Source organism: Rubellimicrobium aerolatum (genome assembly GCF_017872975.1).
GTDB classification, from domain to species: domain Bacteria; phylum Pseudomonadota; class Alphaproteobacteria; order Rhodobacterales; family Rhodobacteraceae; genus Rubellimicrobium; species Rubellimicrobium aerolatum.
This window is the reverse complement of sequence record NZ_JAGGJP010000005.1, coordinates 212,624-236,555: the sequence shown is the minus strand read 5'-3', so window position 1 is coordinate 236,555 and position 23,932 is coordinate 212,624. Positions and strand designations below refer to the sequence as shown.

Below are 23,932 nucleotides of genomic sequence, written 5' to 3'. Positions count from 1 at the left end.
CTGGTTCATCCTGCAAGCTCCGGCCGGGGATGGCGATAGACGGCGACGCCGTCGTCCGGCGTCCCCGCATAGGAGGCCTCGGCCTCCGGGTCGCGCCGGGCGCCCAGCCGTTCCGCGAGGCGCACCGAGCGCAGGTTCTCGGGATCGACGTAGCTCACGAGCGACGGGAGCCCCTGCGCCCAGGCCCAGTCGCGGGCCGCCGCGCAGGCCTCGGTGGCATAGCCCCGGCCCTCGGCCGCCGCGCGCAGGAAGAACCCCAGTTCCGGCTCGCGGTCCGACGGCTCCAGGTTGACGCCGGCAAAGCCCAGCACCTCGCCGCCCTCGCGCGCCTCCACGGCCCAGAAGCCGACGCCGCGCAGCATCCAGCCGCCGGCCGAGGCCGCCAGTTCCGTGAAGGCGTCGTTGCGGCTCATCGGCCCGTCCATCCACCGCGCGCGGTCGGTGCAGAGGATCTCGGCCCAGGCGTCCATGTCCGACAGGCGAGGCGCGCGCAGCCGCGTCCGCGCCGTCTCGAGGGTCGGCACGAGAGACGACAGATGCCGTGCGAGGGCCGCCGGCGCGCCGGGGAGGACCATCTCATGCGCCGCGATCACGACAGCTCCTCCGGCCGGGGGTGGCGGTAGACGAGGATGCGCTTGCCCGGCGCCTCGGGCGCGGCGGCCCCGGGGTCCAGCCGCGCGCCCAGCCGCTCGGCCAGCGCCGCCGACCGGGCGTTGCCCTCGGCGACGTAGCTCACCACCGTGTCCCAGCGCAGGTCGCGCCAGATATGCCCCAGCGCGCCCTCGGCCGCCTCGCGGGCGATGCCCCGGCCCTCGGCGCCCTCGTCCAGCACCATCCAGCCGATCTCGCGCTCGGGCCAGTCGGGCGGGTTCCAGGGGCCGACCAGCGCCACGGCGCGATCCTCGCCCCGCCGCGTCACCGCGAACATCCCGAAGCCGAAGATCTCCCAATGGCCCAGCTCCGCCGCGAAGGACCGGAACGCCTTGCCGAGGTTCCGATGGCTGCCGAACTCCTGCGCCCGCTCCGACATCATGAAGTCGCGGAACGGCTCCCAGTCGCCAGGGACGGGCTGGCGGAGCGTCAGCCGCTCGGTGTGGAGGACCGGCGCGCTCACGTCACCTCTTCCTCATCAGCCCCGACAGGCCCTGCGGCAGCCCGCCGCCCGCGCCGCCGAACGGGTTCTGGCCACCGAAGCCCTTGGGCAACTGCATCCCGCCCGGCATCTGCGGCATCTTCCCCGACTGCATGGCGGCCTGCGCGGCGGCGATCTCCTCGGGCGACGGGCCGGCCTTGCCGAACATCCGCTGGACGGCCTGCTTCAGCATCCCGCCCTTCCCCATGGCCCCGAGCTTCTTCATCATGTCGGCCATCTGCCGGTGCTGCTTGAGCAGCTTGTTCAGCTCCTGCACCTCCAGCCCCGCGCCCGCGGCGATCCGCTTCTTCCGCGACGCCTGGAGGAGGTCCGGGTTCGCCCGCTCCTTCCTGGTCATCGAGTTGATGAGGGCGATCTGCCGCCGGATCATGCGGTCGTCCAGCCCCGCCTCGGCGGCCTGCTTCTGCATCTTGCCCATGCCGGGCATCATGCCCATCACGGCCTCGACGCCGCCCATCTTCTGCATCTGCTCCAGCTGCATCCGCAGGTCGTTCATGTTGAAGAGTCCCTTCTGGAACCGCTTCATCATGCGCTCGGCCTGCTCGGCCTCGAAGGTCGCTTGGGCCCGCTCCACCAGCGCGACGATGTCGCCCATCCCGAGGATGCGCCCGGCGATCCGGCCGGGATCGAAGGTCTCCAGCGCGTCCAGCTTCTCGCCCAGGCCCACGAAGCGGATCGGCTTGCCGGTGACGGCGCGCATCGACAGCGCCGCGCCGCCGCGCCCATCGCCGTCCATCCGCGTCAGCACCACGCCCGACACGCCGATCTTGTCGTCGAACTCCTGCGCGACCTCGACCGCGACCTGCCCCGTGAGGCCGTCCACGACCAGCAGCGTCTCGCGCGGGCGCACCGCGTCGCGCACCTCGGCCGCCTGCCGGATCAGCGCCTCGTCGATGTGCAGCCGCCCGGCGGTGTCGAGCAGGTAGACGTCGTAGCCGCCCAGGGCCGCCTGCGTCCTGGCCCGCCGCGCGATCGCCACCGGGTCCTCGCCCGCGACGATCGGCAGGGTATCGACGCCGATCTGCGCGCCGAGGATGGCCAGTTGCTCCATCGCCGCCGGCCGGTTGGTGTCCAGGGACGCCATGAGGACCTTCTTGCCCTCGCGCTCCTTGAGCCGCTTGGCGAGCTTGGCCGTCGTCGTCGTCTTGCCGCCGCCCTGCAGGCCGACCATCAGGATCGGGGCCGGCGGGTTGTCGATCTTGAGGGAGCCCGCGTCCTCCTCGCCGCCCAGCACGCGCACCAGCTCGTCATGGACGATCTTGACGACCTGCTGCCCCGGCGTGACCGACTTGGTGACGGCCTGCCCCGTGGCCTTGCGCTCCACGGCCTTCACGAAGTCCCGCGCGACGGGCAGGCTCACGTCCGCTTCCAGAAGCGCCGTCCGCACCTCGCGCAGGGCGGTCTGCACGTCGGCCTCGCTCAGCGCGCCCTGGCGCGTCAGCCGGTCGAAGACTCCGCCCAGGCGGTCCGCGAGGTTCTCGAACATGGCCGTCCTCTCCTTCATGTCCCGCCCCGCAGATAGGCAGGCCCGCCCGAATTCCAAAACTCGCCGCGCGCGGCGAAATCCCCAACACCAGTCGCGCCCGTGGGCGCATCTGCGCTGACGGGCGGCGATCCCCCATGGATGGGGGACCGGACGACGCGAAGGTGTCCGGTGATCGGTGGCGGATACGCCCTCGCGGGGGCGGCGTCAAGCGGAACGCAGCCCATTGCCCCGGCCACCGTCCCTTGCCACAACCACCCCATGACGAGCTGGGACGAGATCCGCACCGCCTTCCAGGTCGCCCGCCTGGGCACCGTCTCGGCCGCCGCCGAGGCGCTGGGCGTCCACCACGCCACCGTGATCCGCCACGTGGACGCGCTCGAGTCCCGCCTCGGCGCCCGGCTGTTCCAGCGCCACGCGCGCGGCTACACCCCGACCGAGGCCGGGCGCGACCTCCTCCGCGTCGCCGAGGAGGCCGAGGACCGCTTCGCCCAGCTCGTGGGCCGCATCCGCGACCAGTCCGGCGGCGTCAGCGGCGAGCTGGTGGTCACCTCGCTGGCCGCCTTCTCGCCCTACCTCACGCCGCTCCTGACCGAGTTCCAGGCCGCCCATCCCGGCCTCGTCGTGCGCTACCTCGCCGACGGGCGGCTGTTCCGGCTCGAATACGGCGAGGCGCACGTCGCCATCCGCGCCGGCCTCGCGCCGCCCTCGCAGCCCGACAACGTCGTGCAGCCCCTCCTGCGGATGCGCTACGCCCTCGTCGCCGCGCCCGCCTACCTCGACCGCCACGGCACCCCCGCCACGCCCGAGGACCTCGCGCGCCACGCCTACGTGGGCCTCGACGCCCTCGACGGCCGGGCGCCCTTCAACCGCTGGCTGGCCGAGCTCGCCCCGCGCGAGCGGGTCATCTACCGCGTGGCCGAGGACGCCTCCCTGATCGAGGCCATCGCGGCGGGCGCGGGCCTGGGCTTCGTCTCCACCCTCGACCGCCGCGCCCGCCCGAACCTCGTCGAGGTGCTTCCGCCGCGCGAAGGCTGGGAGGTGCCGGTCTGGCTGGTGACCCACGTGGACCTGCACCGCACGCCCAAGGTCCAAGCCGTCCTGTCGCTGCTCAAGGAGCGCGCGAAGGCCTGGGACGCATGACATCCACCCAGGGCCCGACGCGGCCCCGCACCCTGCAAAGCCCGACGCGGCTCGGGCCGCAGGGGCAGGGCCACCTCGCCATGCTCCTCTTCTCGGCGCTGGTCGCGGGGTCCTTCTCGCTCGGCGCGCGGGTGGCCGACCTCGTGGACCCCGTCGCCTTTACGGCCCTGCGCTTTTGGGTCGCCGCACTGGTGATCGGCGCGGGCCTCGCGGCCACAGGCGGGCTCCGCCGCCCCCGCGCGCCCTGGCGGCAGGGGGTGCTGGGCGTCCTCTACGCGCTCTACTTCGTCCTGATGTTCGAGGGGCTGAAGACCGCGCCCCCCGTCGCGGCCTCCGCCGTGTTCACGCTGACCCCGCTGATGGCGGCGGGCTTCGGCTGGTGGCTCCTGCGGCAACGGTTCTCGGGCCGCATCGCCGCCGCGCTGGCGCTGGGCGCGGCGGGCGCGCTCTGGGTGATCTTCCGCGCCGACCTCCGGGCCCTCCTCGCGCTCGACCTCGGGCGGGGCGAGGCCATCTACTTCGTCGGCTGCGTCGCCCACGCGCTCTATACGCCGCTCGTCGCCCGCCTGAACCGGGGCGAGGGCGCGGCCGACTTCTCGCTCGGCGTCGTCCTCGCCGGCGCGCTCCTCCTGACCGTCCTGGGCTTCCCCCGCCTCCTCGCCACCGACTGGGCGGCGCTGCCTCCGCTCGTCTGGATCACGCTCCTCTACGTCGCGATCTTCGCCTCGGCGGCGACGATGGTCCTCCTCCAGTTCGCCGCCCTGCGCCTGCCCTCGTCCAAGGTCATGGCCTACACCTATCTCGTCCCCGCCTGGGTGCTGCTGTGGGAGGAGGCGCTGGGCGCCGGCGCCCCCGCCCCGCTGGTCCTCGTCGGCGTGGCGCTGACCGGGGCCGCGCTCCTCCTGCTCCTCCGCCCCGACCCGCACTAGGCCCCCTTGCCGCGCCGCCCGCGCGCCCGACCTTCCCCGGACAGGCAACCCCGGAGGCCCCCCTGTCCGACCTCGACTTCAGCTCCTGGCAGAGCCTCCTCATCACGCTGGCCAGCCTCGCCCTCGTCACCCTCGTCGGCGTGGGCCTGCGCCTCCTCGCCATGGTCGCCATCCAGCAGCGGCGCGAGCGGGCGAACCGCCAGATCAACGAACGGCTCCGCACGCTGATCGCCGCCTACAAGACGCTCGGCGGCTCCTTCACCGGCGACCTGTCGGTGGACCCCACCCACCTGCGCGACCTGCGCGGCCGGGCGCTGCCGCCCGAGCCCGGCGCGGAAGCGACCCCCGAGGCCGCCGAGCGCCGCCGCCGCATCCGCGACGCCGCCGAGGCCGCGCTCTCCGACATCATCCTGCTCGGGACCGCCGATCAGGTCCGCCTCGCCGCCCGCGCCGCGCGCGAGATGGCGGCGGGCCGCCCCGTCCACACCGCCGACCTCGTGGCGAGCTTGCGCGACTTCATCCGCGACACGCTCGACCTCGACCCGGTGCCCGACGACGCGCAGATCCCGGCGCAAGGCCCCGCCCGCCCCGCCCCCTCGGGCGGTGGCAAGGGCCGGGGCGAGGGCGGCGGTGGGGGAGGGGGCGGCGGAGGCGGCATGATGGGAATGGGGATGGGCGCCGGCGGGGCAGGGGACCACCGCGCCCCCGCCGCCGACGATCCCGACCCCACGCCCGCCCGCTAGGTCGTCATCGCACCCGCTTGGATCGGCGTAGGGCGGGCTTCAGCCCGCCATCTGCGACCGGCGCCCGAATGGCGGGCTGAAGCCCGCCCTACGCCCCCGCCTCCCCGTCCCGCAACTCCCCCTCCAGGAACCGCTCGAAGGCGTCGAGGTCCAGCGCCTCCATCATCCCGAAGCCCTGCATCCACACGCTCGCCTCGCGCAGCGCGTCCGGCTCCAGCTTGCACCAGGTGATCCGCCCGCGCTTCTCCTGCGCGATCAGCCCCGCCTCGGCCAGCACCTGCAAATGCCGCGACACCGCCGCCAGCGACACGGGGAACGCGCTCGCCACGTCCGACACCGCCATGTCGTCCTCCAGCAGCATCGACAGGATCGCCCGCCGCGTGGGATCGGCAAGCGCCGCGAAGACGGTGTCGAGCGTGGGGGCCATGCCCCGCCCTCGCCCGCCCGCCCGCCCGCCGTCAAGGCCCCGCCGTCAAAGCTCGACGGCCACGCTCAACCGATCCGTTGAACGACGCCCGCGCCGCCCCCGGCCGACGATTCCCGCGCCGCCCTATAAGGATCAACCACTTAGCCGCCCAGACGCCGCCTTGACACCCGCCCCCCCAGGCCCTAGCAGTCCCCGGACTTCCGAAGGGGGGCCGATGTCCGATCCCGACGACCGTTCCGAGCAGGCGCGCCTCGACGCGCTGGAGGAGCGGCTCGCCAAGGCGAGGCGCGAGCCCGAGAAATCCCACACGGAGTCGCACTATTCGCAGGCGAACCTCGCCTGGCGCATGGTGATCGAGCTTGTGGCCGGTCTGATGATCGGCGCCAGCATCGGATACGGCCTCGACACCCTCCTGGGGACGATGCCGATCTTCCTGGTGCTGTTCCTGTTCCTGGGCCTGGCGGCCGGCGTCAAGACGATGCTCCGCTCGGCCCGCGAGATGCAACTGAAGGGCGAGGCCGCCGCGGCCCGCGACAAGGAGGGCGAGGATGGAAGAAACGGCGCATGAGGCGGTGGGCCTGACCTTCCACCCCCTCGACCAGTTCCAGCTCACGCCCCTGTTCGGGACGGGCGGCGCGGACTACAACCCGTCGTTCTTCGCGCTCACCAACGCGACGCTCTGGATGGCGATCTCCGTCCTCGCGATCTTCCTGCTGTTCGTCCTCTCCACCGGCTCGCGCTCGGTCATCCCCGGCCGCGCCCAGTCGGTCGCCGAGCTGATCTATTCCTTCATCCGCAAGATGGTGGACGACGTGGCGGGCCACGACGCGGGCCGCTTCTTCCCGCTGATCCTGACGCTCTTCCTCTTCATCCTGTTCACGAACTTCTTCGGCCTGCTGCCGCTCTCGTTCACCGCGACCTCGCACATCGCGGTCACGGCGCTTCTCGGCTTCGGCGTGTTCCTGTTCGTGACGGTCCTGGGCTTCGTCCTGAACGGCAAGAAGTTCCTGGGCCTGTTCTGGATGACCGACGCGCCGCTGTTCCTGCGCCCGATCATCGCGGTGATCGAGCTCATCTCCTACTTCGTGCGCCCCGTCAGCCACTCCATCCGTCTCGCCGGCAACATCATGGCGGGCCACACGGTCATCAAGGTCTTCGCGGGCTTCGCGCAGGTGGCGGCGATCAGCCCCCTCGCGGTCCTCGGCGTCGCCGCCATCTACGGGATCGAGATCCTGGTGGCCGGCATCCAGGCCTACGTCTTCACCATCCTCACGTGCGTCTACCTCAAGGACGCGCTGCATCCGGGCCACTGACGGCTTCGGTTTAACCCTTCCCACTCAAGGAGAACGAAATGGAAGGCAATATCGGCGAACTCGGCCAGTTCATGGGCGCTGGCCTCGCGGCGATCGGCTCGGGCCTCGCGGCGATCGGGGTGGGCAACGTGGCCGCCAACTACCTCGGCGGCGCGCTCCGCAACCCGTCGGCCGCCGCCTCGCAGACCGCGACGCTCTTCATCGGCCTCGCCTTCGCCGAAGCCCTCGGCATCTTCGCCTTCCTCGTGGCGCTCCTGCTGCTGTTCGCGGTCTGATCCCCGTCCCTCAGTCCTGAACGGCGGCGGGGTCACGATCCCGCCGCCTTCGCTTGCGCCACGAGGAGTCACCGATGGAGCACGACGCCACAGCCGAGCTCACGCATGGCACGGCCGTCCCGACCGAGGGGCCGATCCCCCTCCTGCAGCCGGCCTATTTCGACAACCTGATCTTCTGGGCGGTGGTCGCGCTGGTCGCGATCTACTTCATCCTGTCCCGGATGGCCCTGCCGCGCATCGGCTCCACCCTCGCCACCCGCGAGGGGACGATCGCCAGCGACCTGTCCGCCGCCGAGGCGCTGCGCGCCCAGGCCCGCGACGCCCAGGCCGCCTATGACAAGGCCGTGGCCGAGGCCCGCGCCGAATCCAACCGCATCGCCCAGGCGACCCGCGACGCCATCAAGGCCGACCTCGACGCCGCGCTGGCCCAGGCCGACGCCCAGATCGAGGCCCGCGCCGCCGAAGGCGCCCGCGCCGTCGCCGAGATCCAGTCGCAGGCCCAGGGCTCCGTGGCCGAGGTCGCCCGCGACACCGCGCGCGAGATCCTGCGCGTCCTTGGCGGGCAGGTCGATGAAACCGCCGTGGACCGGGCCGTCTCCGCCCGCGTGGGAGGCTGACATGAGGAAGCTCGCGACCCTGGCGCTCACGCTCGCCGCCTCGCCCGCCTTCGCGGCGACGGAATACGGGTTCTTCTCGCTCCACAACACGAACTTCATCGTGCTGCTGGCCTTCCTGCTGGTCGTCGGGCTCCTGGTCTACTTCGGCGTGCCCGGAAAGCTGACGGCGCTCCTCGACCAGCGGGCCGACGGCATCCGCCGCGACCTCGCCGAGGCCCGCGCCCTGCGCGAGGAGGCCCAGACCCTCGTCGCCTCCTTCGACCGCAAGCGGCAGGAGATGGCCGCCCAGGCCGAGCGCATCGTGGCCGACGCCCGCGCGGAGGCCGAGCGCGCCGCCGCCCAGGCCCGCGCCGACGCCGCCCAGGCCGTCCAGCGCCGCATCGCCGGCGCGGAGGAGCAGATCGCCGCCGCCCAGGCCAAGGCCCTGCGCGAGGTGCGCGACCGCGCCATCACCGTCGCCATCGCCGCCGCCCAGGAGGTGCTGGCCCGGCAGATGACGCCCACGGACCGCGCCCGCCTCGTGGACCAGTCCATCGCCACCGTGGCCCAGCGCCTGAACTGACCGCCCCTCGGGGGCCAACGGAAAAGGGCCGCCGGGCGAACCGGCGGCCCTTCCTGTTTCCGCCCTCGCGCCGTCAGGCGTTGGGCGTGATGATGATCTCCACGCGCCGGTTCTGCTGGCGCCCCTCGGGGGTCAGGTTCGACGCGATGGGCGCGTCCTCGCCCCGCCCGACGATGTTGATGCGCCCGGGGTTGACGCCCGACCCGCGCAGCACCGCCGCCACCGCGCTCGCGCGCCGCTCCGACAGGTCCTGGTTGTAGGCGGCGTCGCCCGTGCTGTCGGTGTGCCCGACCACGTTCACCGTCGTCGCCGGATAGTTGTTGAGCGAGGTCGCCACCGCCCGCAGGTCGCCCTGCGACTGGAGCGACACCGAGGCCGAATCGGTCCCGAACAGGATGTCCTGCGGCAGCGTCACCACCAGCTGGCTCCCGGTGTTCGTCACCGTGCCCGACCCCAGTTGCGACCGCAGCTCGGCCTCCTGCCGGTCCAGCAGCGTGCCCACGCCGGCGCCCGCCGCGCCCAGCACCGCCGCGCCGATGGCGGCGTTGCGAACCCGCTCCTCCGGGTTGTCGCCGGTCAGCGCTCCGGCCAGCGCCCCCACGCCCGCGCCGATGGCGGCGGCGTTGCGCGTCTGGCTGACATCCTGCCCCGGCGCCGGGGCCTGGCAGGCCGCAAGGACCAGCACCGACCCGGCGGCGAGCGAAAGGGTGAGTCGTTGGAAAACCATGTCTTCGTTCCTTCAAGGCGGGCGCGGACGCGCCCCAGCCCGACCCGTCTGGCCGGGGCTCCACTGATAAGCGATAACGGCGCGGCGATAACTATGTTCCCGCCGCCTCGGCAGGGCTCCGCTCACCGGCCCGCTTCGCTTCCCGGCCCTCGGCCTGCCCCTCGGCCCTGGCCGACTCCCAGCCCAGCATGGCCCGCTTGACCGGCAGCCCCCAGCGGTAGCCGCCCAGCTCCCCCGTCCCCCGGATGGCGCGGTGGCAGGGGATCAGCCAGCCGACCGGGTTGCGCCCGACCGCCGTCCCCACCGCCCGCACCGCGCCCGGATGCCCGATGGCCCGCGCGATCTCGCCGTAGGTCGCGACCGACCCCTCGGGGATCGCCAGAAGCGCCTCCCAGACCTTGATCTGGAACGGCCCGCCCCTGACGTGCAGCGCCGCCCCCCGCCCGCCGAAGGCCCCATCGACCCACCCCGCCAGCGCCGCGCGGTCCTCCACCACCCGCGCCCCCGGCCAGCGTGCCCCCAGGTCCGCCCGCACCGCGTCCTCGCCCTGCTCCCCCGCGAACCCCAGCCCGCAGAGCCCCCGCCCGGTCCCCATCGCCACCACCGGCCCGAAGGGCGAATCGAACACGCCCGCCCGCAGCTCCACCCCCTCCGCGCCGCGCGCGAACTCCCCCGGAGTCATCGCCTCCCACCGCAGGAACAGGTCGTGCAGCCGCGACCCCCCCGACAGCCCCACGGCGTCCGCCACCTCCAGCACCGCCCGCCTTTCGCGCAGCAGCGCCTTCGCCCGCCCGAGCGCGAGGTGCTGCTGGTACCGCTTCGGCGACACCCCCGCCCAGGCCGAGAACACCCGCTGGAAATGCGCCCCGCTCATCCCCATCGCCGCCGCCAGCTCCTCCAGCGACAGCGGAGCCTCGGCCCCATCCATCAGCTCGATGGCCCGCCGCATCACGCCGTAATGGTAGCCCTGATCCATGATCCCCTCCGCGCCGGTCCCGAAAGGGTAGGGGACCACGCGCCCCGCCGCGACCCGGAACTTGCGGGAACCGCGCCGCCCCGCTAACCCCGCCCCATGTCCCGCCAACTCACCTACGCCGAGCAGGTCGAGGTCTTCACGCGCCTGCGCGACCTCGACCCCCATCCCAAGGGCGAGCTGGAGCACCTCAACGCCTTCACGCTCCTCGTCGCCGTCGCCCTTTCGGCGCAGGCCACCGACGCCAGCGTGAACAAGGCCACCCGCGACCTCTTCCCCCTCGCCGACACGCCGCAGAAGATGCTGGCCCTGGGCGAGGAGGGCCTGATCCCCTACATCAAGACGATCGGCCTTTACCGCAACAAGGCCAAGAACGTCATCCGCCTGTCCGAGCTCCTCGTCCAGACCTACGGCGGCGAGGTGCCCTCCTCCCGCGCCGCGCTCGAATCCCTCCCCGGCGTGGGGCGCAAGACGGCGAACGTCGTCCTCAACATGTGGTGGGGCTTCCCCTCCCAGCCCGTGGACACCCACGTCTTCCGCGTCGGCAACCGCACCGGCGTCGCCCTGGGCGCGGACGTGGTGGCCGTGGAACGCGCCCTGGAGAACCACGTCCCCGTGGAGTTCCAGAAGCTGTCCCACCACTGGCTGATCCTGCACGGCCGCTACACCTGCGTCGCCCGCAAGCCCAAGTGCCCCATCTGCCCGATCCGCGACCTGTGCACCTTTGAGGAGAAGACCCCCGCATGACCCGCTACCACGCCGTCGGCATCGGCAACGCCATCGTGGACGTCCTCACCCAGGCCGACGAGTCCTTCCTCGACCTCATGGGCATCCAGAAGGGCATCATGCAGCTCGTGGAGCGCGAGCGGGGCGAGATCCTCTACGCCGCCATGCGCGACCGCCGCCAGATCCCCGGCGGCTCCGTCGCCAACACCATCGCGGGCCTGGGCAACCTCGGGCTGAGGACCGCCTTCATCGGCCGGGTGAACGACGACGCGCTGGGCCGCTTCTACGCTGCCTCGCTGGCCGAGGAGGGCTCGGACTTCCCCAACCCGCCCGTCGCCGACGGCGACCTGCCCACCTCCCGCTCGATGATCTTCGTCTCCCCCGACGGCGAGCGGTCGATGAACACCTATCTCGGCATCTCCTCGGAACTCTCCCCCGCCGACGTGCCCGAACAGGTCGCCGCCAGCGCCGACATCCTGTTCCTCGAAGGCTACCTCTACGACAAGCCCACCGGAAAGCAGGCCTTCGAGACCGCCGCCCGCCTCACCCATCAGGGCGGCGGGCAGGCCGGCATCGCGCTCTCCGACCCCTTCTGCGTGGACCGCCACCGCGCCGACTTCCGCCGTCTCGTCCGCGACCTCGATTACGTCATCGGCAACCAGCACGAATGGGAATCGCTCTACCAGACCGACCTCGATGCCGCGCTCCGGCAGGCCGCCGCCGACTGCGGCCTGATCGTCTGCACCCGCTCCGGCGACGAGGTGATCCTCATCCGCGGCGAGGAGCGGACGACCGTCCCCGTCCGCCGCGTCACCCCCGTGGACGCCACCGGCGCGGGCGACCTCTTCGCCGCCGGTTTCCTCTACGGCCTCGCGACGGGGCAGGGGCTCGACGTGGCCGGCCGCATGGGCTGCGCCGCCGCCGCCGAGGTCATCTCCCACTTCGGCGCGCGCCCCGAGGCCGACCTCCGCGCGCTGTTCCGCGACGCCGGCCTCCTCTGATTCGCCCGTCTCGGGGGGGTGTTGCGCGAATCGGGGCCTGACCGTTCGTTGCTGTCACTCGCCGTCAACGCATCGCGGTGCATAACGTCCTCAAGACGCGCACCCGATGAACCCCCGAGAGGAGACCCCATGCAAGCCGGCCCCCACATGGCCCGAGAGATCGCCGAGGCCGCCCCCGCCTTCCGGGCGGCGGCGCTGCGCCCCGCGCCCGCCGTGCCCCCCTCCTGGCGGGCCGCCTACACCGTCGCGCGCGGCTCCTCCGACGCCGCCGCGCTGCTCCTCTGCCTCCTCTACCCCGTGGTCCACGCCGCCGCGCTGGCCCTCGGCCACGACCCCGACGCCCCCGAAACCCTGTCCAAGGTCACGCGCACCCGATGAGCCTCCAGCACACCGCGACCTGGCGCGAGATCCAGGGCCAGCCCGACCTCTGGGACGCCCTGTCCCGTAGCCCCGCCCTGCGCGACGCCCGCGACTGGATCGCCATGCTCGCCGCCAAGGAGGTCTGGCTCTGCGGCGCCGGCAGCTCGGCGCTGCTGGGCGAGATCGTGGCGACCGCCCTCGACGGCGTGATCCACCCGCGCCTGCGCGCCCTCCCCACGACCGACCTCGTGGCCCGCCCGCGCGCCTTTCTCCCCACCAAGGCGCTGGTGATCCAGTTCAGCCGCTCCGGCGACACCGCCGAGAGCGTCGCCACCCTCGACGCCCTCGACGCCCTGTCGCCCGAGACCGCGCGCCTCCACGTCACCTGCAACGCGGCGGGCACCCTCGCCACCCGCGCGCCCAAGACCCACCCCGACCCGCGCCTCCGCCCCGCCCCGTTCCACGTCCTGACCCTGCCCGAGGCCGCCCATGACGCGGGCTTCGCCATGACCGGCAGCTTCACGGCCATGCTCCTGACCGCGCTCGCGCTCCTCGCCCCCGAAGGCGCGCAGCCGATCCCCGAGCACGCGGCCCACCTCCGCCGCCTCCTTCCCCTCTACGAGGACGCCGCCCGCGCCGCCCGCACGCCCGAGCGTCTGGTCTTCCTCGGCACCGGCCCCCTCCAGCCCGCCGCCCGCGAATGCGCGCTCAAGGTCACGGAACTGACCGCCGGGATGATCCCCGCCGTCTGGGACACCCCCCTCGGCTTCCGCCACGGCCCCCGCGCGGCCTTGCGCGGCGCGGCCGACGTGGTGCTCCTGCGCTCCCCCGACCGCCATGCCGCCCTCTACGAGGACGACCTCGCCGCCGAGCTGCGCGCGACGCATCCCGAGACCCGCGTCCTCACCCTCGGCCCTGGCGGCGACCTCGACGTGCCCATGCCCGACGGCGCGGAATGGGGCGCGGCGCTGGTCGTGCCCTTCGCCCAGGTCCTTGCCGCCACCCTCGCCGACCGCCTCGGCCTCCCCGTGGACGACCCCTTCGCGGGCCAGGGCACGCTCACCCGCGTCGTCCAGGGCCTCCGCCTGCACAAGGTGAAACCGTGAGCCTCCTCCTCGACATCATCGCCCGCAACCGCGCCGGCGAGCCCGCCGCCATCCCCTCCGTCTGCTCCGCCCACCCCGAGGTGCTGGAGGCGTCCCTCCGCCTCGCGCGCCAGCTCGGCCGCCCGCTGGTGGTCGAGGCCACGTCCAACCAGGTGAACCAGGACGGCGGCTACACCGGCCAGCGCCCCGCCGACTTCGTGGCGACGGTCCACGGGATCGCCGACCGCGTGGGCCTCGACCGCGCGCAGGCCGTCTTGGGGGGCGACCACCTCGGGCCCCAGGCTTGGCGCCACCTCCCGCCCGCCGAGGCCATGGCCCGCGCCGAAACCATGATCCGCGCCTATGTCCGCGCGGGCTTCTCCAAGATCCACCTCGACTGCTCCGAAGGCTGCTTGGGCGAGCCCGCCCAGCTCCCCGACGCCGTGACCGTCCCCCGCGCCGCGACCCTCGCCCGTGCGGCGGTGGGGGAAGCCCCCGACCTCCTGTTCGTCGTCGGCACCGAGGTTCCGCCCCCCGGCGGCGCGCGGGCGGGCGAGCACGGCATCGTCCCCACCACGCCGCAGGCCGCCCGCGCCACGCTCGACGCCCACGTGGACGCCCTCCGGGGCCTCGGCCGCATCGGCGCCCTCGTCGTCCAGCCCGGCGTGGAGTTCGGCGCGTTGGAGGTCCACCGCCTTCCCCTGACCCGCGACCCCGGCCTCCGGCAGGCCGTCGCCCACCATGACGGCGTGGTGCTGGAGGCCCATTCCACCGACTACCAGCACGCGCAGGCCTTCCCCCGTCTCGCCGCCCTCGGCTTCGCCTTCCAGAAGGTCGGCCCCGCGCTCACCTTCGCGTGGCGCGAGGCGGTCTATGGCCTCGACGCCCTCGCGCGCCTCGCCGGATGGGACGCGGGCGACCTCCCCGGCACGATGGAGCGGCTGATGCTCGCCGACCCCCGCCACTGGCAGAAGCACCTCGACCCCTGGGCCGCCGACCTCCGCCTCCAGCGGCACACCTCCTACGCCGACCGCATCCGCTACTACTGGCCCCAGCCCGAGGCCCAGGCCGCCCTGTCGCGCCTCCGCGCGGCCTTCGAGGGCCGGACCCTCCCCGACCCCTTCCTCCTCCAGGCCTTCGCCCCCGCCACCCTCGACCGCGCCGAAGGGCTCTCCGACCTCCCCCGCGCGCAGGCCCTGATCCAGGCCTCCGTGCAGGAGGCGCTGGCCCCCTACCTCTTCGGCCCCGCATGACCTGGCTCGCCCCCGCCCGCCTCTTCGACGGCGAGCGCCTGCGCGAGAGCCTTGCCCTGCGCTTTGAGGAGGGCCGGGTGGCGGACCTCGCCCCCCTCGACGCGCGAATGAACGCCCACCCGCTCCCCGGCACCGTCACGCCCGGCTACGTGGACCTCCAGGTGAACGGCGGGGGAGGGGTGCTCCTCAACGCCGATCCCACCGTCGCGGGGATGGAGGCCATCGCGGCCGCGCATCGCCGTCTCGGCACCGTCGCCCTCCTCCCCACCGTCATCACCGACGCGCCCGAGGTGCTCGACCGCGCCGCCGAGGCCGCCCTCGCCGCCAAGGGGAAACCGGGCCTCCTCGGCCTCCACATCGAGGGGCCCCACATCGCCCCCGCCCGGCGCGGCACCCACGCCGCCCGCTTCATCCGCCCTCTGGACGACCGGACCCTGACCCTCGTCCGCCGCCTTCGCGAAGGCGGCGTCCCCGTCCTCCTCACCCTCGCCCCCGAGGCCACGACCCCCGGCCAGATCGCCGCCCTCGCCGCGATGGGCACCGTCGTCTCCCTCGGCCACTCCGACGCCACCGCCGCCCAGGCCCGCGCCGCCTTGGCCGAGGGCGCCCGCGCCGTCACCCACCTTTTCAACGCCATGTCGCCGCTGACCCACCGCGAGCCCGGCCTGGTCGGCGCGGCGCTGAACTCCACCGTCCCCGCCGGGATCATCGCCGACGGCCACCACGTCGCCTTCGAGGTCCTGGCCCTGGCGCTGCGCGCCCGCCTCGCCCCCGACCTCCTGTTCCTCGTCTCCGACGCCATGCCCACCGTCGGCGGCCCCGACCGCTTCCGCCTCTACGACATGGACCTCCACGTGCAGGACGGCCGCCTCCTCAACCCCGAGGGGAACCTCGCCGGCGCGCACACGACGATGGCCGAGGGCGTCGCCAACCTCGTCGCCCAGGCGGGCGTCCCGCCCGAGGCCGCGCTCCGCATGGCGGTCACGATCCCCGCCCGCCTGATCGGCCGCCCCGGCCTCGCGACCCTCGAAGGCCGGCCCGCCGCCGACCTCCTCCGCCTCGACGCCGCCCTCCGGCCCCTCGGCCCGCCCGGGGAAACCTTGGTGGACCTCGGGCCGCCGATCCAGTAAGCACGGGCCGTCCGCGCGCGGCGGGCGTCAACGGAGTGTTTCGGATGAAGATCGCGATCCTGGGCGGCGACGGCTTCGTGGGCTGGCCCACCTGCCTGCACCTGTCGAACGCGGGCCACGAGATCCACATCGTGGACAACCTCAGCCGCCGCTGGATCGACACCGAGCTCGGCGTCCAGTCGCTCACCCCCATGGACTCGATCCAGGAGCGCTGCCGCATCTGGCGCGAGGTGACGGGCCGCAGCCTGCGCTTCCACCTCCTCGACGTGGCCGACGAATACGAGCGGCTCAAGCAATGGCTCTCCGAGCACCGCCCCGAGGCCGTGATCCACTTCGCCGAGCAGCGGGCCGCGCCCTATTCGATGAAGACCGACCGCCACAAGGTCTACACGGTCAACAACAACGTCAACGCGACGCACAACGTCCTCGCCGCCCTGGTGGAAACGGGCATCGACGCCCACCTCGTCCACCTCGGGACCATGGGCGTCTACGGCTACTCCTCGGTCGGCGCCCCGATCCCCGAGGGCTATCTCGACATCGAGATCGACACGCCCACCGGCAAGAAGCCGCAGCAGATCCTCTACCCGACCCGTCCCGGCTCGGTCTACCACATGACCAAGAGCCTCGATCAGATCCTCTTCCAGTTCTACGCCCAGAACGACGGCCTGCGGATCACCGACCTGCACCAGGGCATCGTCTGGGGCACCCACACCGACCAGACCCGCCGCCACGACCAGCTCGTGAACCGCTTCGATTACGACGGCGACTACGGCACGGTGCTCAACCGCTTCCTGATCCAGGCCGCCATCGGCCACCCGCTGACCGTCCACGGCACCGGCGGCCAGACCCGCGCCTTCATCCACATCCAGGACTCGGTCCGCTGCATCGAGCTGGCGCTCGCCGACGCCCCCAGGCGCGGCGAGCGCGTCCGCATCTTCAACCAGATGACGGAAACCCACCGCGTCCGCGACCTGGCCGAGCTGGTGGCCCGCCTGACGGGCGCGAAGGTCGCTTACCTCCCCAACCCCCGCAAGGAGGCCGAGGAGAACGACCTCATCGTCCGCAACGACCAGTTCCTCGCCCTCGGCCTGAACCCCACGCGATTGGAGGACGGCCTTCTCGCCGAGGTGGTGGACGTGGCCCGCAAGTTCGCTCACCGCATCGACCGGAGCCGCGTCCCCGCCGTCTCCGCCTGGACCAAGGAGCTCGCCGCCCAGGTGGACCGCGACCCCGAGCGCAAGGCCCTGCGTCCCGCGTCGTGATCCCGGCCCGCTTCGCACCCGTCCTCTTCGGCCTGCTCCTGTCGGGGTTCATGTCGATGATCGTGTCCGGCATCGCCACGGCGCGGGCGCTCGGCCTCGCGCCGGGCTTCCTCGGCGGATGGGGGATCTCCTGGCTCACGAGCTGGGCCGTCGCCTTCCCGACCGTCCTCGTGGTGGCCCCGATCACCCGCGCCCTCGTGGCCCGGCTGACCGCGCCGCGATGACCACCCGCGCCTTCGTCACCCTCGTCACCAACGCCGACTTCGCCCTCGGCGCGGCGGCGCTCCTGCGCTCCCTCGCCCTCACCGGCACCACCGCCGACCGCGTGGTGATGCACACCGGCGGAGTCCCGCCTTCGTCGCTCGCCCCCCTCGCCGCGCGGGGGGCGCGGCTTGTGAAGGTGGACCTCCTCCCCACCTCCGCCGCCTTCAACGCCGCCCATGCCAAGGACCGCATCCACGGCCTGAACCCCTTCACCAAGGGCGAGAAGCCGCCCTTCCACACCCCCCTCGACAACTTCGCCAAGCTCCGTCTCTGGCAGCTCCCCTACGAGCGGGTCGTGTTCCTCGACGCCGACACCCTCGTCCTTCGCAACATCGATCGGCTCTTCGACTACCCCGAGCTCTGCGCCGCCCCCAACGTCTACGAGGGCCTCGCCGACTTCCACCGCATGAACTCCGGCGTCCTCACCGCGCGCCCCTCCGAGGCGACCTTCGACCGCCTGCTCGCGCAACTCGACGCCCCCAACGCCTTCTGGAAGCGCACCGACCAGACCTTCCTGCAAACGGCCTTCCCCGACTGGCACGGCCTCCCGGTGATCTACAACACGCTTCAATACGTCTGGCTCAACCTCCCCGCCCTCTGGGACTGGAGCGACCTCCACGTCCTCCACTACCAGTATGAAAAACCCTGGCAGGACCACGCCAAGGCCGACCGCCTCCGCCCCCTGATCGACCTCTGGCGCGCCCATGCCGGCGACGGCCCGGTGCCCGACCTTGCGACGCTGCCGGCCCCCGGATCCCACCATGCGTAAGGCGGGCTCCGTCCTGCCACGCCCCGCCGGACCGCCGCCCGGACGGCGCAAGCCCCGTCGCGCGAGGCCTCTGCCGTTCTTTGACCCCAAATATCCCGGGGGGAGCGCGCCAGCGCGGGGGGCAGCGCCCCCCTGCGACGCCCGCCCATGAGGATCGCCCTCACCGGCGCGACCGGCCTCGTCGGCCAGTTCCTCGCCGCCCGCGCCCTCGCGCAGGGCCACGCCCTCGTCGCCCTCGGCCGCGCCCCATCGCCCCACGGCGGCACCCACCGCCCCTGGCGGCTGGGCGAGCCCGCGCCGCTGGCCGATTGCGACGCCCTCATCCACGCCGCCTTCGCCCACGTCCCCGGCCGCTACCGGGGCGGCGAGGGCTCCGACCCCCAGGGCTTCCTCCGCCTCAACCTCGACGGCACCCTCCGCCTCTGGGAGGACGCGCGCGGCCTGCCCACCGTGTTCCTGTCCTCCCGCGCCGTCTACGACGGCCTCCCCCCCGGCACGACCCTGACCGAGGACCTCCCCCTCGCCCCCGACAGCCTCTACGGCCAGGCCAAGCTCGCCGCTGAGGCCGCCCTCCACGCCCAGGGCGGCGCCTCGCTCCGAGCCACCGGCGTCTACGGTCCCCCCGCGCCGGGCCAGCGTCCCAAATGGGCCGACCTCCTCGACGCCTTCGCTCGCGGCGATCCCCTCCCCCCCGCCTGCGGCACCGAGGTCCACGGCGACGACGTGGCCGCCGCCGCGCTCCTCCTCCTCGCCGCGCCGCCCGGCCCTTACAACTGCTCCGACCTCCTCCTCGACCGCCACGACCTCCTCGCCCGCTGGTCGAACCTGACCGGCATCCCCGGCCGCCTGCCGCCCCGCGCCGACCGTTTCCCCAACGTCATGGACTGTTCCCGCCTTCGCGCCCTCGGCTGGACCCCCGGCGGCGAGCCCGCCCTCGCCGCCACCCTCCGCGCCCTCGCCGCCTCCCGCCCAAGGGCCGCGCGCCCGGACTCCATTTCGTAGGCTGGGGCTCCCCCCCCCCACGCCCCGCCCGTGCGCCCGTCCCGGGCGGCGCAAGGTGCGTATTTGGGCCAAGTTGAGAGGGCATGGCTCATCGACCTGGCCCAAACACGCGGCGACGGTGGCGGCCGGGCGAGTCGGCCGGCCCGCTCGCCCCCGCCCTGATTCGCCGCCGCCCCTCCCTCGCCGGGGGCGTTGCGCGAACCGGGGGCTGAGCGTTCGTTGCTGTCAGGCGGCGTTAACGCCTGGCTGGCATTCTCTCCCGCACACACCAGCGGCCCCCGTCCGCACGGCCCGGCGCTCCCCAGGGGCGGAGACGCCGGCACCGACGGCGGGAGGCGGAAAGGAGAGACAAGGACGAAGGGACGCCCGTCCGCAAGGAGGGCTCGAACGAACGCGATGGGCCAGGAGCGGCCAGATACCCGGCCAGGGAGACCGAGGCGCCCCACGGGCGTTCTCCCTCGATGCCACTGAGACCCAGCCCGCTAAATAGCGGCCGGTGCTCCCGCTCGCGCGCCCCTGGTCCCCGCGAGCCCGGGAGTGAACCCGGAGGCTTCGCGGGGATTTAGTCTTTGTCGGACCCGCGGTCGCCGAACAGCCCGCGCAGCGCCCCGCCCAGGATGCCGGTCACGCTCGGCCCCTCGCGGCCCAGGAAGGGCAGGGGCCGGCAGACCTCGATCGCCGCGATGCCCACCCGCGCCGTCAGCGCGCCGTTCACCACTCCCTCGCCGAACCGCCGCGACAGCCGCGCCAGAACCGTTCCGCCCGCGACGCCATGGATCAGGTCGTCGCCCACCGCCACCGCTCCCGTCGCCACCAGATGCGTCATCACCCCCCGCACCAGCCGCCAGGACCCCAGCGTCCCCGACCGCCCGCCATAGACCTCGGCGATCCGCCGGATCATCCGCAGGTTCGACGCCAGCGCCGCCGCCACGTCGGCCAAGGGCAGCGGCACCACCGCCGTCACCGCCGCCACCTGCCGCGCCGCCCCCGCCACCTCCCGCTCCGCCGCCGCGTCGAGCGGCCCGAGCAGCTCCCGCTCGGCCAGCCGCAACAGCCCATCGGCGTCGAACACGTCCCCCTGCCGCTCCCGCAGCCGGTCCGAGGCCGCGCCCAGCCCCTCGCGCCCGGCATAGACCCGCAGCAGGTCCGCCGTCACCGTCCGCGCCTGGCTCAGGCTGCCCGAGGCCAGCGCCGCCACCGCCTCGCGCTGCACGTGGTCGATGCGCGCCAGCCGCCGGATCGCCAGCAACTCCCGCCCCGCGATGGCCAGCGCCACGACGCAGAGCCCCAGCAGCAGAGCCGAGGCGATCCCGCCCAGCACCGGGTGCCGCTCCAGGAGCGACGTGACCCAGTCCCAGGCCGCGACCGACAGCGCGAACAGGAGGAAGCTCCCCAGCAGCGACCAGAACCACGCCGCCAACCCCGACCGGGGCCGCGCCGCGATCCGCATCGCCCGCTCCATCGCCGGGACGGGCGTCCCGACCTCGGGCACCGGCGGCGCGGCCTCGGGGGCGGGCGGGGCGGCGTCCCCGACCTCGATCAGCACGGGGCCGCGCGGGCGGATGGGGTCGGTCAAGGGTCGGTCCTCCCGTCGCGGGTCACAGCCGGTCCCCGATCAGGAACTCGGCCGCCTTGTCGAGCCGGATATGTGGCGGCCCCTCGCCGGGCCGCAGCGTCAGCGGCGCGGGCGCGAACTCCCGCAGCTCGTAGCCCTGCAGCGGCCAGTCCTCGGCCCCCGCCCGCGCCGGGGCCAGCAGCCGCCCCGGGTCCTCCGGCAGGTCGCCCGGATGCTGCGCCACCTGCCGCCCCGTCCCGTCCAGCCGCCCGCGCACCACGTCCAGCATCTCGCCGCCGTGGCTCACGCGGTCCTCGACGGTGGTCCGCAGGCTGGCGATGGCCATGGCCGCCGTGTCGGCCCCGGCGAACTCGGCCCGGTCCCGCGCCTCGCGCAGCAGCGCCTCGGTCAGCGCGGCCAGCCGCGCGTGCTGGCCGTGGTGCAGGTGGTCGGCCTTGGTCGCGGCAAACAGGATGCGGTCGATCCGCTTCTGCCCCAGAAGCCGCGCGAGCCACGCGCTCGACCCCGGATTGAACACGCCCAGGATGTCCGCCATCGCCTCGCGCAGGTCCTCGAAGGCGCGCGGCCCCCGCGCCAAGGCTCCCAGCACGTCCACCAGCACCACCTGCCGGTCGATCCGCGCGAAATGCTCGCGGAAGAACGGCTTCACCACCAGCCGCTTGTAGGCCTCGAACCGCCGCTCGCTCTCGCGCCAGAGGCTCCGGCGCGGGGCGTCGGCCACGGGCGGCAGCGGCGCGAAGGTCAGCACCGGCGAGCCTTGGAGGTCGCCCGGCAGCAGGAACCGGCCTGGCGTGCAGTCCGAGAACCCCGCGTCCCGCGCCGCCTGGAGATGCGCGGCGTAGGCCTCGGCCAGCCCCCGGAGCGTCACCTCGTCGAAGCCCGCGCCCGGATCGAGCCGCCCGAGCCGCGCCAGGAACTCCTCGGCCCCCGGCCGGGTCCGCGCCTTGGCCAGCGCCCGCTCGGACCAGCTTGCGAAATCCTTGTCCAGCAGCCCGAGGTCGAGCAGCCACTCGCCCGGATAGTCCACGATGTCGAGATGCACCGTGCGCGGCCCCGACAAGCCGCCCAGCAGTCCCGACGGCGCGAGCCGCAGCGACAGCCGCAGCTCGGCCACCCGTCGCGTCCCCTCGGGCCAATGCGGCTCGGGCGCGGTCAGGGCGGCGAGGTGGTCCTCAAAGGCGAAGCGCGCCACCGCGTCGTCGGGCTGCGGCTGGAGCCAGGCGGCGAGGATGCGTTCGTCGGCCGCCGCCCGAAGCTGCGGCATCCGGCCCCGGTCCATCAGGTTCGCCACCAGCGAGGTGATGAACACGGTCTTGCCCGCCCGGCTCAGGCCGGTGACGCCCAGGCGGATCACCGGGTCCTGGAAGGGGGCGGCGACCGCCTCGGCCATGTTGCGCGTCGCGTTCCAGACGCTGTCCGTGACCGAGCCGATCATGCCGCTCCCCTTGCCGTCCCCGCCAACATAGGCGCGAAGCCCGGCGAGCGGTAGGGCAGGGCGGTCAGGCTCGGGGATGCGCCCGCTCGTAGACTTCCAGCAGCCGCCCGGCGTCCACCGCCGTGTAACCTTGGGTCGTGGAGAGCGAGGCGTGGCCCAGAAGCTCCTGGATCGCCCGCAGGTCGCCGCCCGCCGCGAGGAGGTGGGTGGCGAAGGAATGCCGCAGCGCGTGGGGCGTCGCCGTCGCGGGCAGGCCCAGCCGCGCCCGTGCGCGCTCCATGCAAAGCTGGACCACACGCGGCGACAGCCGCCCGCCCCGCACGCCCAGGAACAGCGGCCCGTCGCGCCCGATCGGATGGGGGCAGAGCCGCACGTAGTCGGCCACCGCCGCCCGCGCCACGGGCAGCACCGGCACCAGCCGCTCCTTGCCGCCCTTGCCCACGATCCGCAGGACCGGCGGCAGGTCGGCGTCCCTTCCGTTCAGCCCCAGCGCCTCCGAGATCCGCAGGCCCAGCCCATAAAGCAGCGTCGTCACCGCGAGGTCGCGGGCCGCGACCCAGGGCTCGGCGGCGTCCGTCTCCACGGCGTCCAGCATCGCCCGCGCGCCCTCGGGCGTGAGCGGCCGGGGCAGGCGGGCCTTGACGCGCGGCCCCCGCAGCGACAGCGCCGCCGAGAGGTCGAAGCCCTCACGCTCGGCCAGCCACCCGCAGAATCCCCGCACCGCCGAGAGCCTGCGCGCCAGCGACCGCGCCGAGAGGCCGCGCCCCCGCTCGTGCGCCATGAAGGCGCGCAGGTCGGGGATGGACAGCCGTTCCAGCATCGCCACCCCCGCCGTCCCGCCGTGATGCGCGGCGAGGAAGGCCAGGAACTCGGCCACGTCGGCGCGGTAGGCCTCGACGGTGCGTGCAGCCAGCCCCCGGCGGGCGCGGCCCTGGCCCAGCCAGTCCTCCAGCGCCGCCGAGAGCTGGGGCGCGATCATCCCAGCCAGCGCCGCAGCGCCCGCTCCACAACCGAGGCGAGGAAGGCCAGGAGGTCGGTGCCCTGGTGCGGCAGGAAGTGGCGCGGGTCGCGCGACCCCAGCGCCAGCAGCCCCACGTCCTCGCCCAGGTCGAGCCGCAGGCAGGCCTCGGACGCGATCCCGTCCTCGTAGACGGTGGACAGGCCCACGGGCCGCAGCACCACCGAGCGGGAGGGCGGGAAGCCGCCCGCGCGCAGGTAGGAGTCGACGAAGCCGCGCGGCTCCATGACCAGCGGGCTGTCCAGCCGCTCCACCCCGTCCTCCCCGTCCGCCTGGTCGGCCTCGATCACGAGCCGCAGCGAATCGACGCGGAGGAGCTGCTTCACGTCGCCGCCGAGGTCGCGCAGGAAGGTCTCGAACCGCGTGGGCTCCAGCAGGCGGATCACGGCGCGGTGGATCGTGGCGGTGCCCGACAGGTTGTCGTAGGCGGCCGCGATCACGCTGCGATGGGTGTCCTCCAGCCGGTCGAGCCGGGCCTCCAGCCGGTCCATCGCGATCCCGCGCAGGTCCACGACGTTCGGACCCATCGCCCGTTCGTTGGCCGCCACGAGGACGCGCATGATGTCCTTGTCGTCCAGCACCACGGCGGGGTCCGCGATGATGCGCTCGCGGACCTGCGGGTCCATGAGGGGGTTGCTGCTCATGCCTGTGACACTCTTTTCGTTGGTGTTCTCCCGGCACCCTATCAGCGCGCGCCGGCGCGGCC

The 23,932-nt window shown here is 73.7% G+C and carries 28 protein-coding genes; 18 read left to right on the top strand and 10 right to left on the bottom strand.

Features of this window, described 5'->3' with window-relative positions:
• Nucleotides 1-5: 5 nt before the first annotated feature.
• Genes J2Z33_RS08345 through ffh form a run of 3 tightly spaced genes read right to left on the bottom strand, consistent with a single transcriptional unit; the run spans nt 6 to nt 2,639 of the window.
• Nucleotides 6-593 carry a GNAT family N-acetyltransferase gene (locus J2Z33_RS08345; protein ID WP_342454151.1) on the bottom strand — a complete coding sequence of 196 codons (588 nt, stop codon included), beginning with the start codon at nt 591-593 and terminating at the stop codon, nt 6-8.
• Nucleotides 590-1,114: a GNAT family N-acetyltransferase gene (locus J2Z33_RS08340; protein WP_209839806.1), complete on the bottom strand. Its 525-nt coding sequence runs from the start codon at nt 1,112-1,114 to the stop codon at nt 590-592. Before J2Z33_RS08340 ends, J2Z33_RS08345 begins: the two co-directional genes overlap by 4 nt.
• Before the next feature lies 1 nt (nt 1,115).
• The gene (gene ffh, locus J2Z33_RS08335; RefSeq protein ID WP_209839804.1) at nt 1,116-2,639 is read right to left on the bottom strand and encodes a signal recognition particle protein; all 1,524 of its coding nucleotides are present in this window, start codon (nt 2,637-2,639) and stop codon (nt 1,116-1,118) included.
• Nucleotides 2,640-2,897: 258 nt separating this feature from the next.
• Here ffh and J2Z33_RS08330 point away from each other — a divergent pair, with 258 nt between their 5' ends.
• The 3 genes from J2Z33_RS08330 to J2Z33_RS08320 all read left to right on the top strand — a co-directional run bounded on the left by J2Z33_RS08330 (nt 2,898) and on the right by J2Z33_RS08320 (nt 5,451).
• The gene (locus J2Z33_RS08330) at nt 2,898-3,779 is read left to right on the top strand and encodes a LysR family transcriptional regulator (protein WP_209839802.1); all 882 of its coding nucleotides are present in this window, start codon (nt 2,898-2,900) and stop codon (nt 3,777-3,779) included.
• An 80-nt stretch (nt 3,780-3,859) separates the two neighbouring features.
• Complete coding sequence (locus J2Z33_RS08325; protein ID WP_245218714.1) at nt 3,860-4,708, top strand: DMT family transporter; 849 nt, start codon at nt 3,860-3,862, stop codon at nt 4,706-4,708.
• A gap of 140 nt (nt 4,709-4,848) precedes the next feature.
• Complete coding sequence (locus J2Z33_RS08320; protein ID WP_342454150.1) at nt 4,849-5,451, top strand: hypothetical protein; 603 nt, start codon at nt 4,849-4,851, stop codon at nt 5,449-5,451.
• Between the two features lie 88 nt (nt 5,452-5,539).
• Here the strand turns inward: J2Z33_RS08320 and J2Z33_RS08315 are convergent, their stop codons facing one another.
• On the bottom strand, nt 5,540-5,878 hold the full coding sequence (locus J2Z33_RS08315) for an ArsR/SmtB family transcription factor (RefSeq protein WP_209839798.1): 339 nt from the start codon (nt 5,876-5,878) through the stop codon (nt 5,540-5,542).
• Nucleotides 5,879-6,092: 214 nt separating this feature from the next.
• Here J2Z33_RS08315 and J2Z33_RS08310 point away from each other — a divergent pair, with 214 nt between their 5' ends.
• The 5 genes from J2Z33_RS08310 (at nt 6,093) to J2Z33_RS08290 (ending at nt 8,645) form a co-directional block, all read left to right on the top strand.
• Entirely contained in the window at nt 6,093-6,446 is a 354-nt protein-coding gene (locus tag J2Z33_RS08310) for an AtpZ/AtpI family protein (RefSeq protein WP_209839796.1), read from the top strand.
• Nucleotides 6,427-7,191 carry a F0F1 ATP synthase subunit A gene (locus J2Z33_RS08305; RefSeq protein ID WP_209839794.1) on the top strand — a complete coding sequence of 255 codons (765 nt, stop codon included), beginning with the start codon at nt 6,427-6,429 and terminating at the stop codon, nt 7,189-7,191. Before J2Z33_RS08310 ends, J2Z33_RS08305 begins: the two co-directional genes overlap by 20 nt.
• A 38-nt stretch (nt 7,192-7,229) precedes the next feature.
• Entirely contained in the window at nt 7,230-7,466 is a 237-nt protein-coding gene (locus J2Z33_RS08300; RefSeq protein ID WP_209839791.1) for a F0F1 ATP synthase subunit C, read from the top strand.
• Nucleotides 7,467-7,540: 74 nt separating this feature from the next.
• Nucleotides 7,541-8,083, top strand: a complete 543-nt coding sequence (locus J2Z33_RS08295; protein WP_209839789.1) for a F0F1 ATP synthase subunit B' — start codon at nt 7,541-7,543, stop codon at nt 8,081-8,083.
• Nucleotide 8,084: 1 nt separating this feature from the next.
• Nucleotides 8,085-8,645, top strand: a complete 561-nt coding sequence (locus J2Z33_RS08290; protein ID WP_209839788.1) for a F0F1 ATP synthase subunit B family protein — start codon at nt 8,085-8,087, stop codon at nt 8,643-8,645.
• Between the two features lie 73 nt (nt 8,646-8,718).
• Here J2Z33_RS08290 and J2Z33_RS08285 read toward each other — a convergent pair whose 3' ends face one another.
• Both J2Z33_RS08285 and J2Z33_RS08280 read right to left on the bottom strand, forming a co-directional pair.
• Entirely contained in the window at nt 8,719-9,372 is a 654-nt protein-coding gene (locus J2Z33_RS08285; protein WP_209839786.1) for a YiaD family glycine zipper/OmpA-like lipoprotein, read from the bottom strand.
• A 91-nt stretch (nt 9,373-9,463) separates the two neighbouring features.
• Nucleotides 9,464-10,348, bottom strand: a complete 885-nt coding sequence (locus J2Z33_RS08280; RefSeq protein WP_209839784.1) for a methylated-DNA--[protein]-cysteine S-methyltransferase — start codon at nt 10,346-10,348, stop codon at nt 9,464-9,466.
• A gap of 96 nt (nt 10,349-10,444) precedes the next feature.
• Between J2Z33_RS08280 and nth the strand changes: the two genes are divergently transcribed.
• The 10 genes from nth to J2Z33_RS08235 all read left to right on the top strand — a co-directional run bounded on the left by nth (nt 10,445) and on the right by J2Z33_RS08235 (nt 19,197).
• Complete coding sequence (gene nth, locus J2Z33_RS08275; RefSeq protein ID WP_209839782.1) at nt 10,445-11,092, top strand: endonuclease III; 648 nt, start codon at nt 10,445-10,447, stop codon at nt 11,090-11,092.
• Nucleotides 11,089-12,072, top strand: a complete 984-nt coding sequence (locus J2Z33_RS08270; protein ID WP_209839779.1) for an adenosine kinase — start codon at nt 11,089-11,091, stop codon at nt 12,070-12,072. The genes nth and J2Z33_RS08270 overlap by 4 nt, the downstream gene beginning before the upstream one ends.
• Before the next feature lie 129 nt (nt 12,073-12,201).
• Nucleotides 12,202-12,450 carry a hypothetical protein gene (locus J2Z33_RS08265; RefSeq protein ID WP_209839777.1) on the top strand — a complete coding sequence of 83 codons (249 nt, stop codon included), beginning with the start codon at nt 12,202-12,204 and terminating at the stop codon, nt 12,448-12,450.
• The gene (locus tag J2Z33_RS18290; protein WP_245218694.1) at nt 12,447-13,538 is read left to right on the top strand and encodes an SIS domain-containing protein; all 1,092 of its coding nucleotides are present in this window, start codon (nt 12,447-12,449) and stop codon (nt 13,536-13,538) included. Before J2Z33_RS08265 ends, J2Z33_RS18290 begins: the two co-directional genes overlap by 4 nt.
• A complete protein-coding gene (locus tag J2Z33_RS08260) occupies nt 13,535-14,770 on the top strand; it encodes a class II D-tagatose-bisphosphate aldolase non-catalytic subunit (protein ID WP_342454149.1) in 1,236 nt (411 codons plus the stop codon). The genes J2Z33_RS18290 and J2Z33_RS08260 overlap by 4 nt, the downstream gene beginning before the upstream one ends.
• Nucleotides 14,767-15,900: an N-acetylglucosamine-6-phosphate deacetylase gene (locus tag J2Z33_RS08255; RefSeq protein WP_209839773.1), complete on the top strand. Its 1,134-nt coding sequence runs from the start codon at nt 14,767-14,769 to the stop codon at nt 15,898-15,900. Before J2Z33_RS08260 ends, J2Z33_RS08255 begins: the two co-directional genes overlap by 4 nt.
• 44 nt (nt 15,901-15,944) lie before the next feature.
• Nucleotides 15,945-17,162 (top strand): NAD-dependent epimerase/dehydratase family protein, encoded by a 1,218-nt coding sequence (locus J2Z33_RS08250; RefSeq protein ID WP_209839771.1) that lies wholly within the window; start codon nt 15,945-15,947, stop codon nt 17,160-17,162.
• A complete protein-coding gene (locus tag J2Z33_RS08245) occupies nt 17,159-17,386 on the top strand; it encodes a DUF2798 domain-containing protein (RefSeq protein WP_209839769.1) in 228 nt (75 codons plus the stop codon). Before J2Z33_RS08250 ends, J2Z33_RS08245 begins: the two co-directional genes overlap by 4 nt.
• Nucleotides 17,383-18,195, top strand: a complete 813-nt coding sequence (locus tag J2Z33_RS08240) for a glycosyltransferase (protein ID WP_209839767.1) — start codon at nt 17,383-17,385, stop codon at nt 18,193-18,195. The genes J2Z33_RS08245 and J2Z33_RS08240 overlap by 4 nt, the downstream gene beginning before the upstream one ends.
• Before the next feature lie 147 nt (nt 18,196-18,342).
• Nucleotides 18,343-19,197 carry an NAD-dependent epimerase/dehydratase family protein gene (locus tag J2Z33_RS08235; RefSeq protein WP_209839765.1) on the top strand — a complete coding sequence of 285 codons (855 nt, stop codon included), beginning with the start codon at nt 18,343-18,345 and terminating at the stop codon, nt 19,195-19,197.
• 562 nt (nt 19,198-19,759) lie between these two features.
• On the opposite strand, the gene J2Z33_RS08230 is transcribed toward J2Z33_RS08235, so the two are convergent.
• The 4 genes from J2Z33_RS08230 to J2Z33_RS08215 all read right to left on the bottom strand — a co-directional run bounded on the left by J2Z33_RS08230 (nt 19,760) and on the right by J2Z33_RS08215 (nt 23,870).
• The gene (locus J2Z33_RS08230) at nt 19,760-20,773 is read right to left on the bottom strand and encodes a YcjF family protein (protein WP_209839763.1); all 1,014 of its coding nucleotides are present in this window, start codon (nt 20,771-20,773) and stop codon (nt 19,760-19,762) included.
• 22 nt (nt 20,774-20,795) lie between these two features.
• Nucleotides 20,796-22,208, bottom strand: a complete 1,413-nt coding sequence (locus J2Z33_RS08225; RefSeq protein ID WP_209839761.1) for a YcjX family GTP-binding protein — start codon at nt 22,206-22,208, stop codon at nt 20,796-20,798.
• A 64-nt stretch (nt 22,209-22,272) separates the two neighbouring features.
• Nucleotides 22,273-23,187: a tyrosine recombinase XerC gene (locus tag J2Z33_RS08220; protein ID WP_209839760.1), complete on the bottom strand. Its 915-nt coding sequence runs from the start codon at nt 23,185-23,187 to the stop codon at nt 22,273-22,275.
• Nucleotides 23,184-23,870 (bottom strand): DUF484 family protein, encoded by a 687-nt coding sequence (locus tag J2Z33_RS08215; RefSeq protein ID WP_209839758.1) that lies wholly within the window; start codon nt 23,868-23,870, stop codon nt 23,184-23,186. The genes J2Z33_RS08220 and J2Z33_RS08215 overlap by 4 nt, the downstream gene beginning before the upstream one ends.
• Nucleotides 23,871-23,932: the final 62 nt, after the last annotated feature.

Excerpts from the sequence above, each read along its gene's own strand:
- J2Z33_RS08310 (WP_209839796.1), top strand. The coding sequence starts at position 6,093 with ATGTCCGATCCCGACGACCGTTCCGAGCAGGCGCGCCTCGACGCGCTG.
- nth (WP_209839782.1), top strand. The coding sequence starts at position 10,445 with ATGTCCCGCCAACTCACCTACGCCGAGCAGGTCGAGGTCTTCACGCGC.
- J2Z33_RS08220 (WP_209839760.1), bottom strand. The coding sequence starts at position 23,187 with ATGATCGCGCCCCAGCTCTCGGCGGCGCTGGAGGACTGGCTGGGCCAG.
- J2Z33_RS08250 (WP_209839771.1), top strand. The coding sequence starts at position 15,945 with ATGAAGATCGCGATCCTGGGCGGCGACGGCTTCGTGGGCTGGCCCACC.
- J2Z33_RS08330 (WP_209839802.1), top strand. The coding sequence starts at position 2,898 with ATGACGAGCTGGGACGAGATCCGCACCGCCTTCCAGGTCGCCCGCCTG.
- J2Z33_RS08225 (WP_209839761.1), bottom strand. The coding sequence starts at position 22,208 with ATGATCGGCTCGGTCACGGACAGCGTCTGGAACGCGACGCGCAACATG.
- J2Z33_RS08315 (WP_209839798.1), bottom strand. The coding sequence starts at position 5,878 with ATGGCCCCCACGCTCGACACCGTCTTCGCGGCGCTTGCCGATCCCACG.
- J2Z33_RS08285 (WP_209839786.1), bottom strand. The coding sequence starts at position 9,372 with ATGGTTTTCCAACGACTCACCCTTTCGCTCGCCGCCGGGTCGGTGCTG.
- J2Z33_RS08255 (WP_209839773.1), top strand. The coding sequence starts at position 14,767 with ATGACCTGGCTCGCCCCCGCCCGCCTCTTCGACGGCGAGCGCCTGCGC.
- J2Z33_RS08240 (WP_209839767.1), top strand. The coding sequence starts at position 17,383 with ATGACCACCCGCGCCTTCGTCACCCTCGTCACCAACGCCGACTTCGCC.
- J2Z33_RS08295 (WP_209839789.1), top strand. The coding sequence starts at position 7,541 with ATGGAGCACGACGCCACAGCCGAGCTCACGCATGGCACGGCCGTCCCG.
- J2Z33_RS08215 (WP_209839758.1), bottom strand. The coding sequence starts at position 23,870 with ATGAGCAGCAACCCCCTCATGGACCCGCAGGTCCGCGAGCGCATCATC.
- J2Z33_RS08290 (WP_209839788.1), top strand. The coding sequence starts at position 8,085 with ATGAGGAAGCTCGCGACCCTGGCGCTCACGCTCGCCGCCTCGCCCGCC.
- J2Z33_RS08270 (WP_209839779.1), top strand. The coding sequence starts at position 11,089 with ATGACCCGCTACCACGCCGTCGGCATCGGCAACGCCATCGTGGACGTC.
- J2Z33_RS08305 (WP_209839794.1), top strand. The coding sequence starts at position 6,427 with ATGGAAGAAACGGCGCATGAGGCGGTGGGCCTGACCTTCCACCCCCTC.
- J2Z33_RS08325 (WP_245218714.1), top strand. The coding sequence starts at position 3,860 with ATGCTCCTCTTCTCGGCGCTGGTCGCGGGGTCCTTCTCGCTCGGCGCG.
- J2Z33_RS18290 (WP_245218694.1), top strand. The coding sequence starts at position 12,447 with ATGAGCCTCCAGCACACCGCGACCTGGCGCGAGATCCAGGGCCAGCCC.
- J2Z33_RS08280 (WP_209839784.1), bottom strand. The coding sequence starts at position 10,348 with ATGGATCAGGGCTACCATTACGGCGTGATGCGGCGGGCCATCGAGCTG.
- ffh (WP_209839804.1), bottom strand. The coding sequence starts at position 2,639 with ATGTTCGAGAACCTCGCGGACCGCCTGGGCGGAGTCTTCGACCGGCTG.
- J2Z33_RS08235 (WP_209839765.1), top strand. The coding sequence starts at position 18,343 with ATGAGGATCGCCCTCACCGGCGCGACCGGCCTCGTCGGCCAGTTCCTC.
- J2Z33_RS08300 (WP_209839791.1), top strand. The coding sequence starts at position 7,230 with ATGGAAGGCAATATCGGCGAACTCGGCCAGTTCATGGGCGCTGGCCTC.
- J2Z33_RS08265 (WP_209839777.1), top strand. The coding sequence starts at position 12,202 with ATGCAAGCCGGCCCCCACATGGCCCGAGAGATCGCCGAGGCCGCCCCC.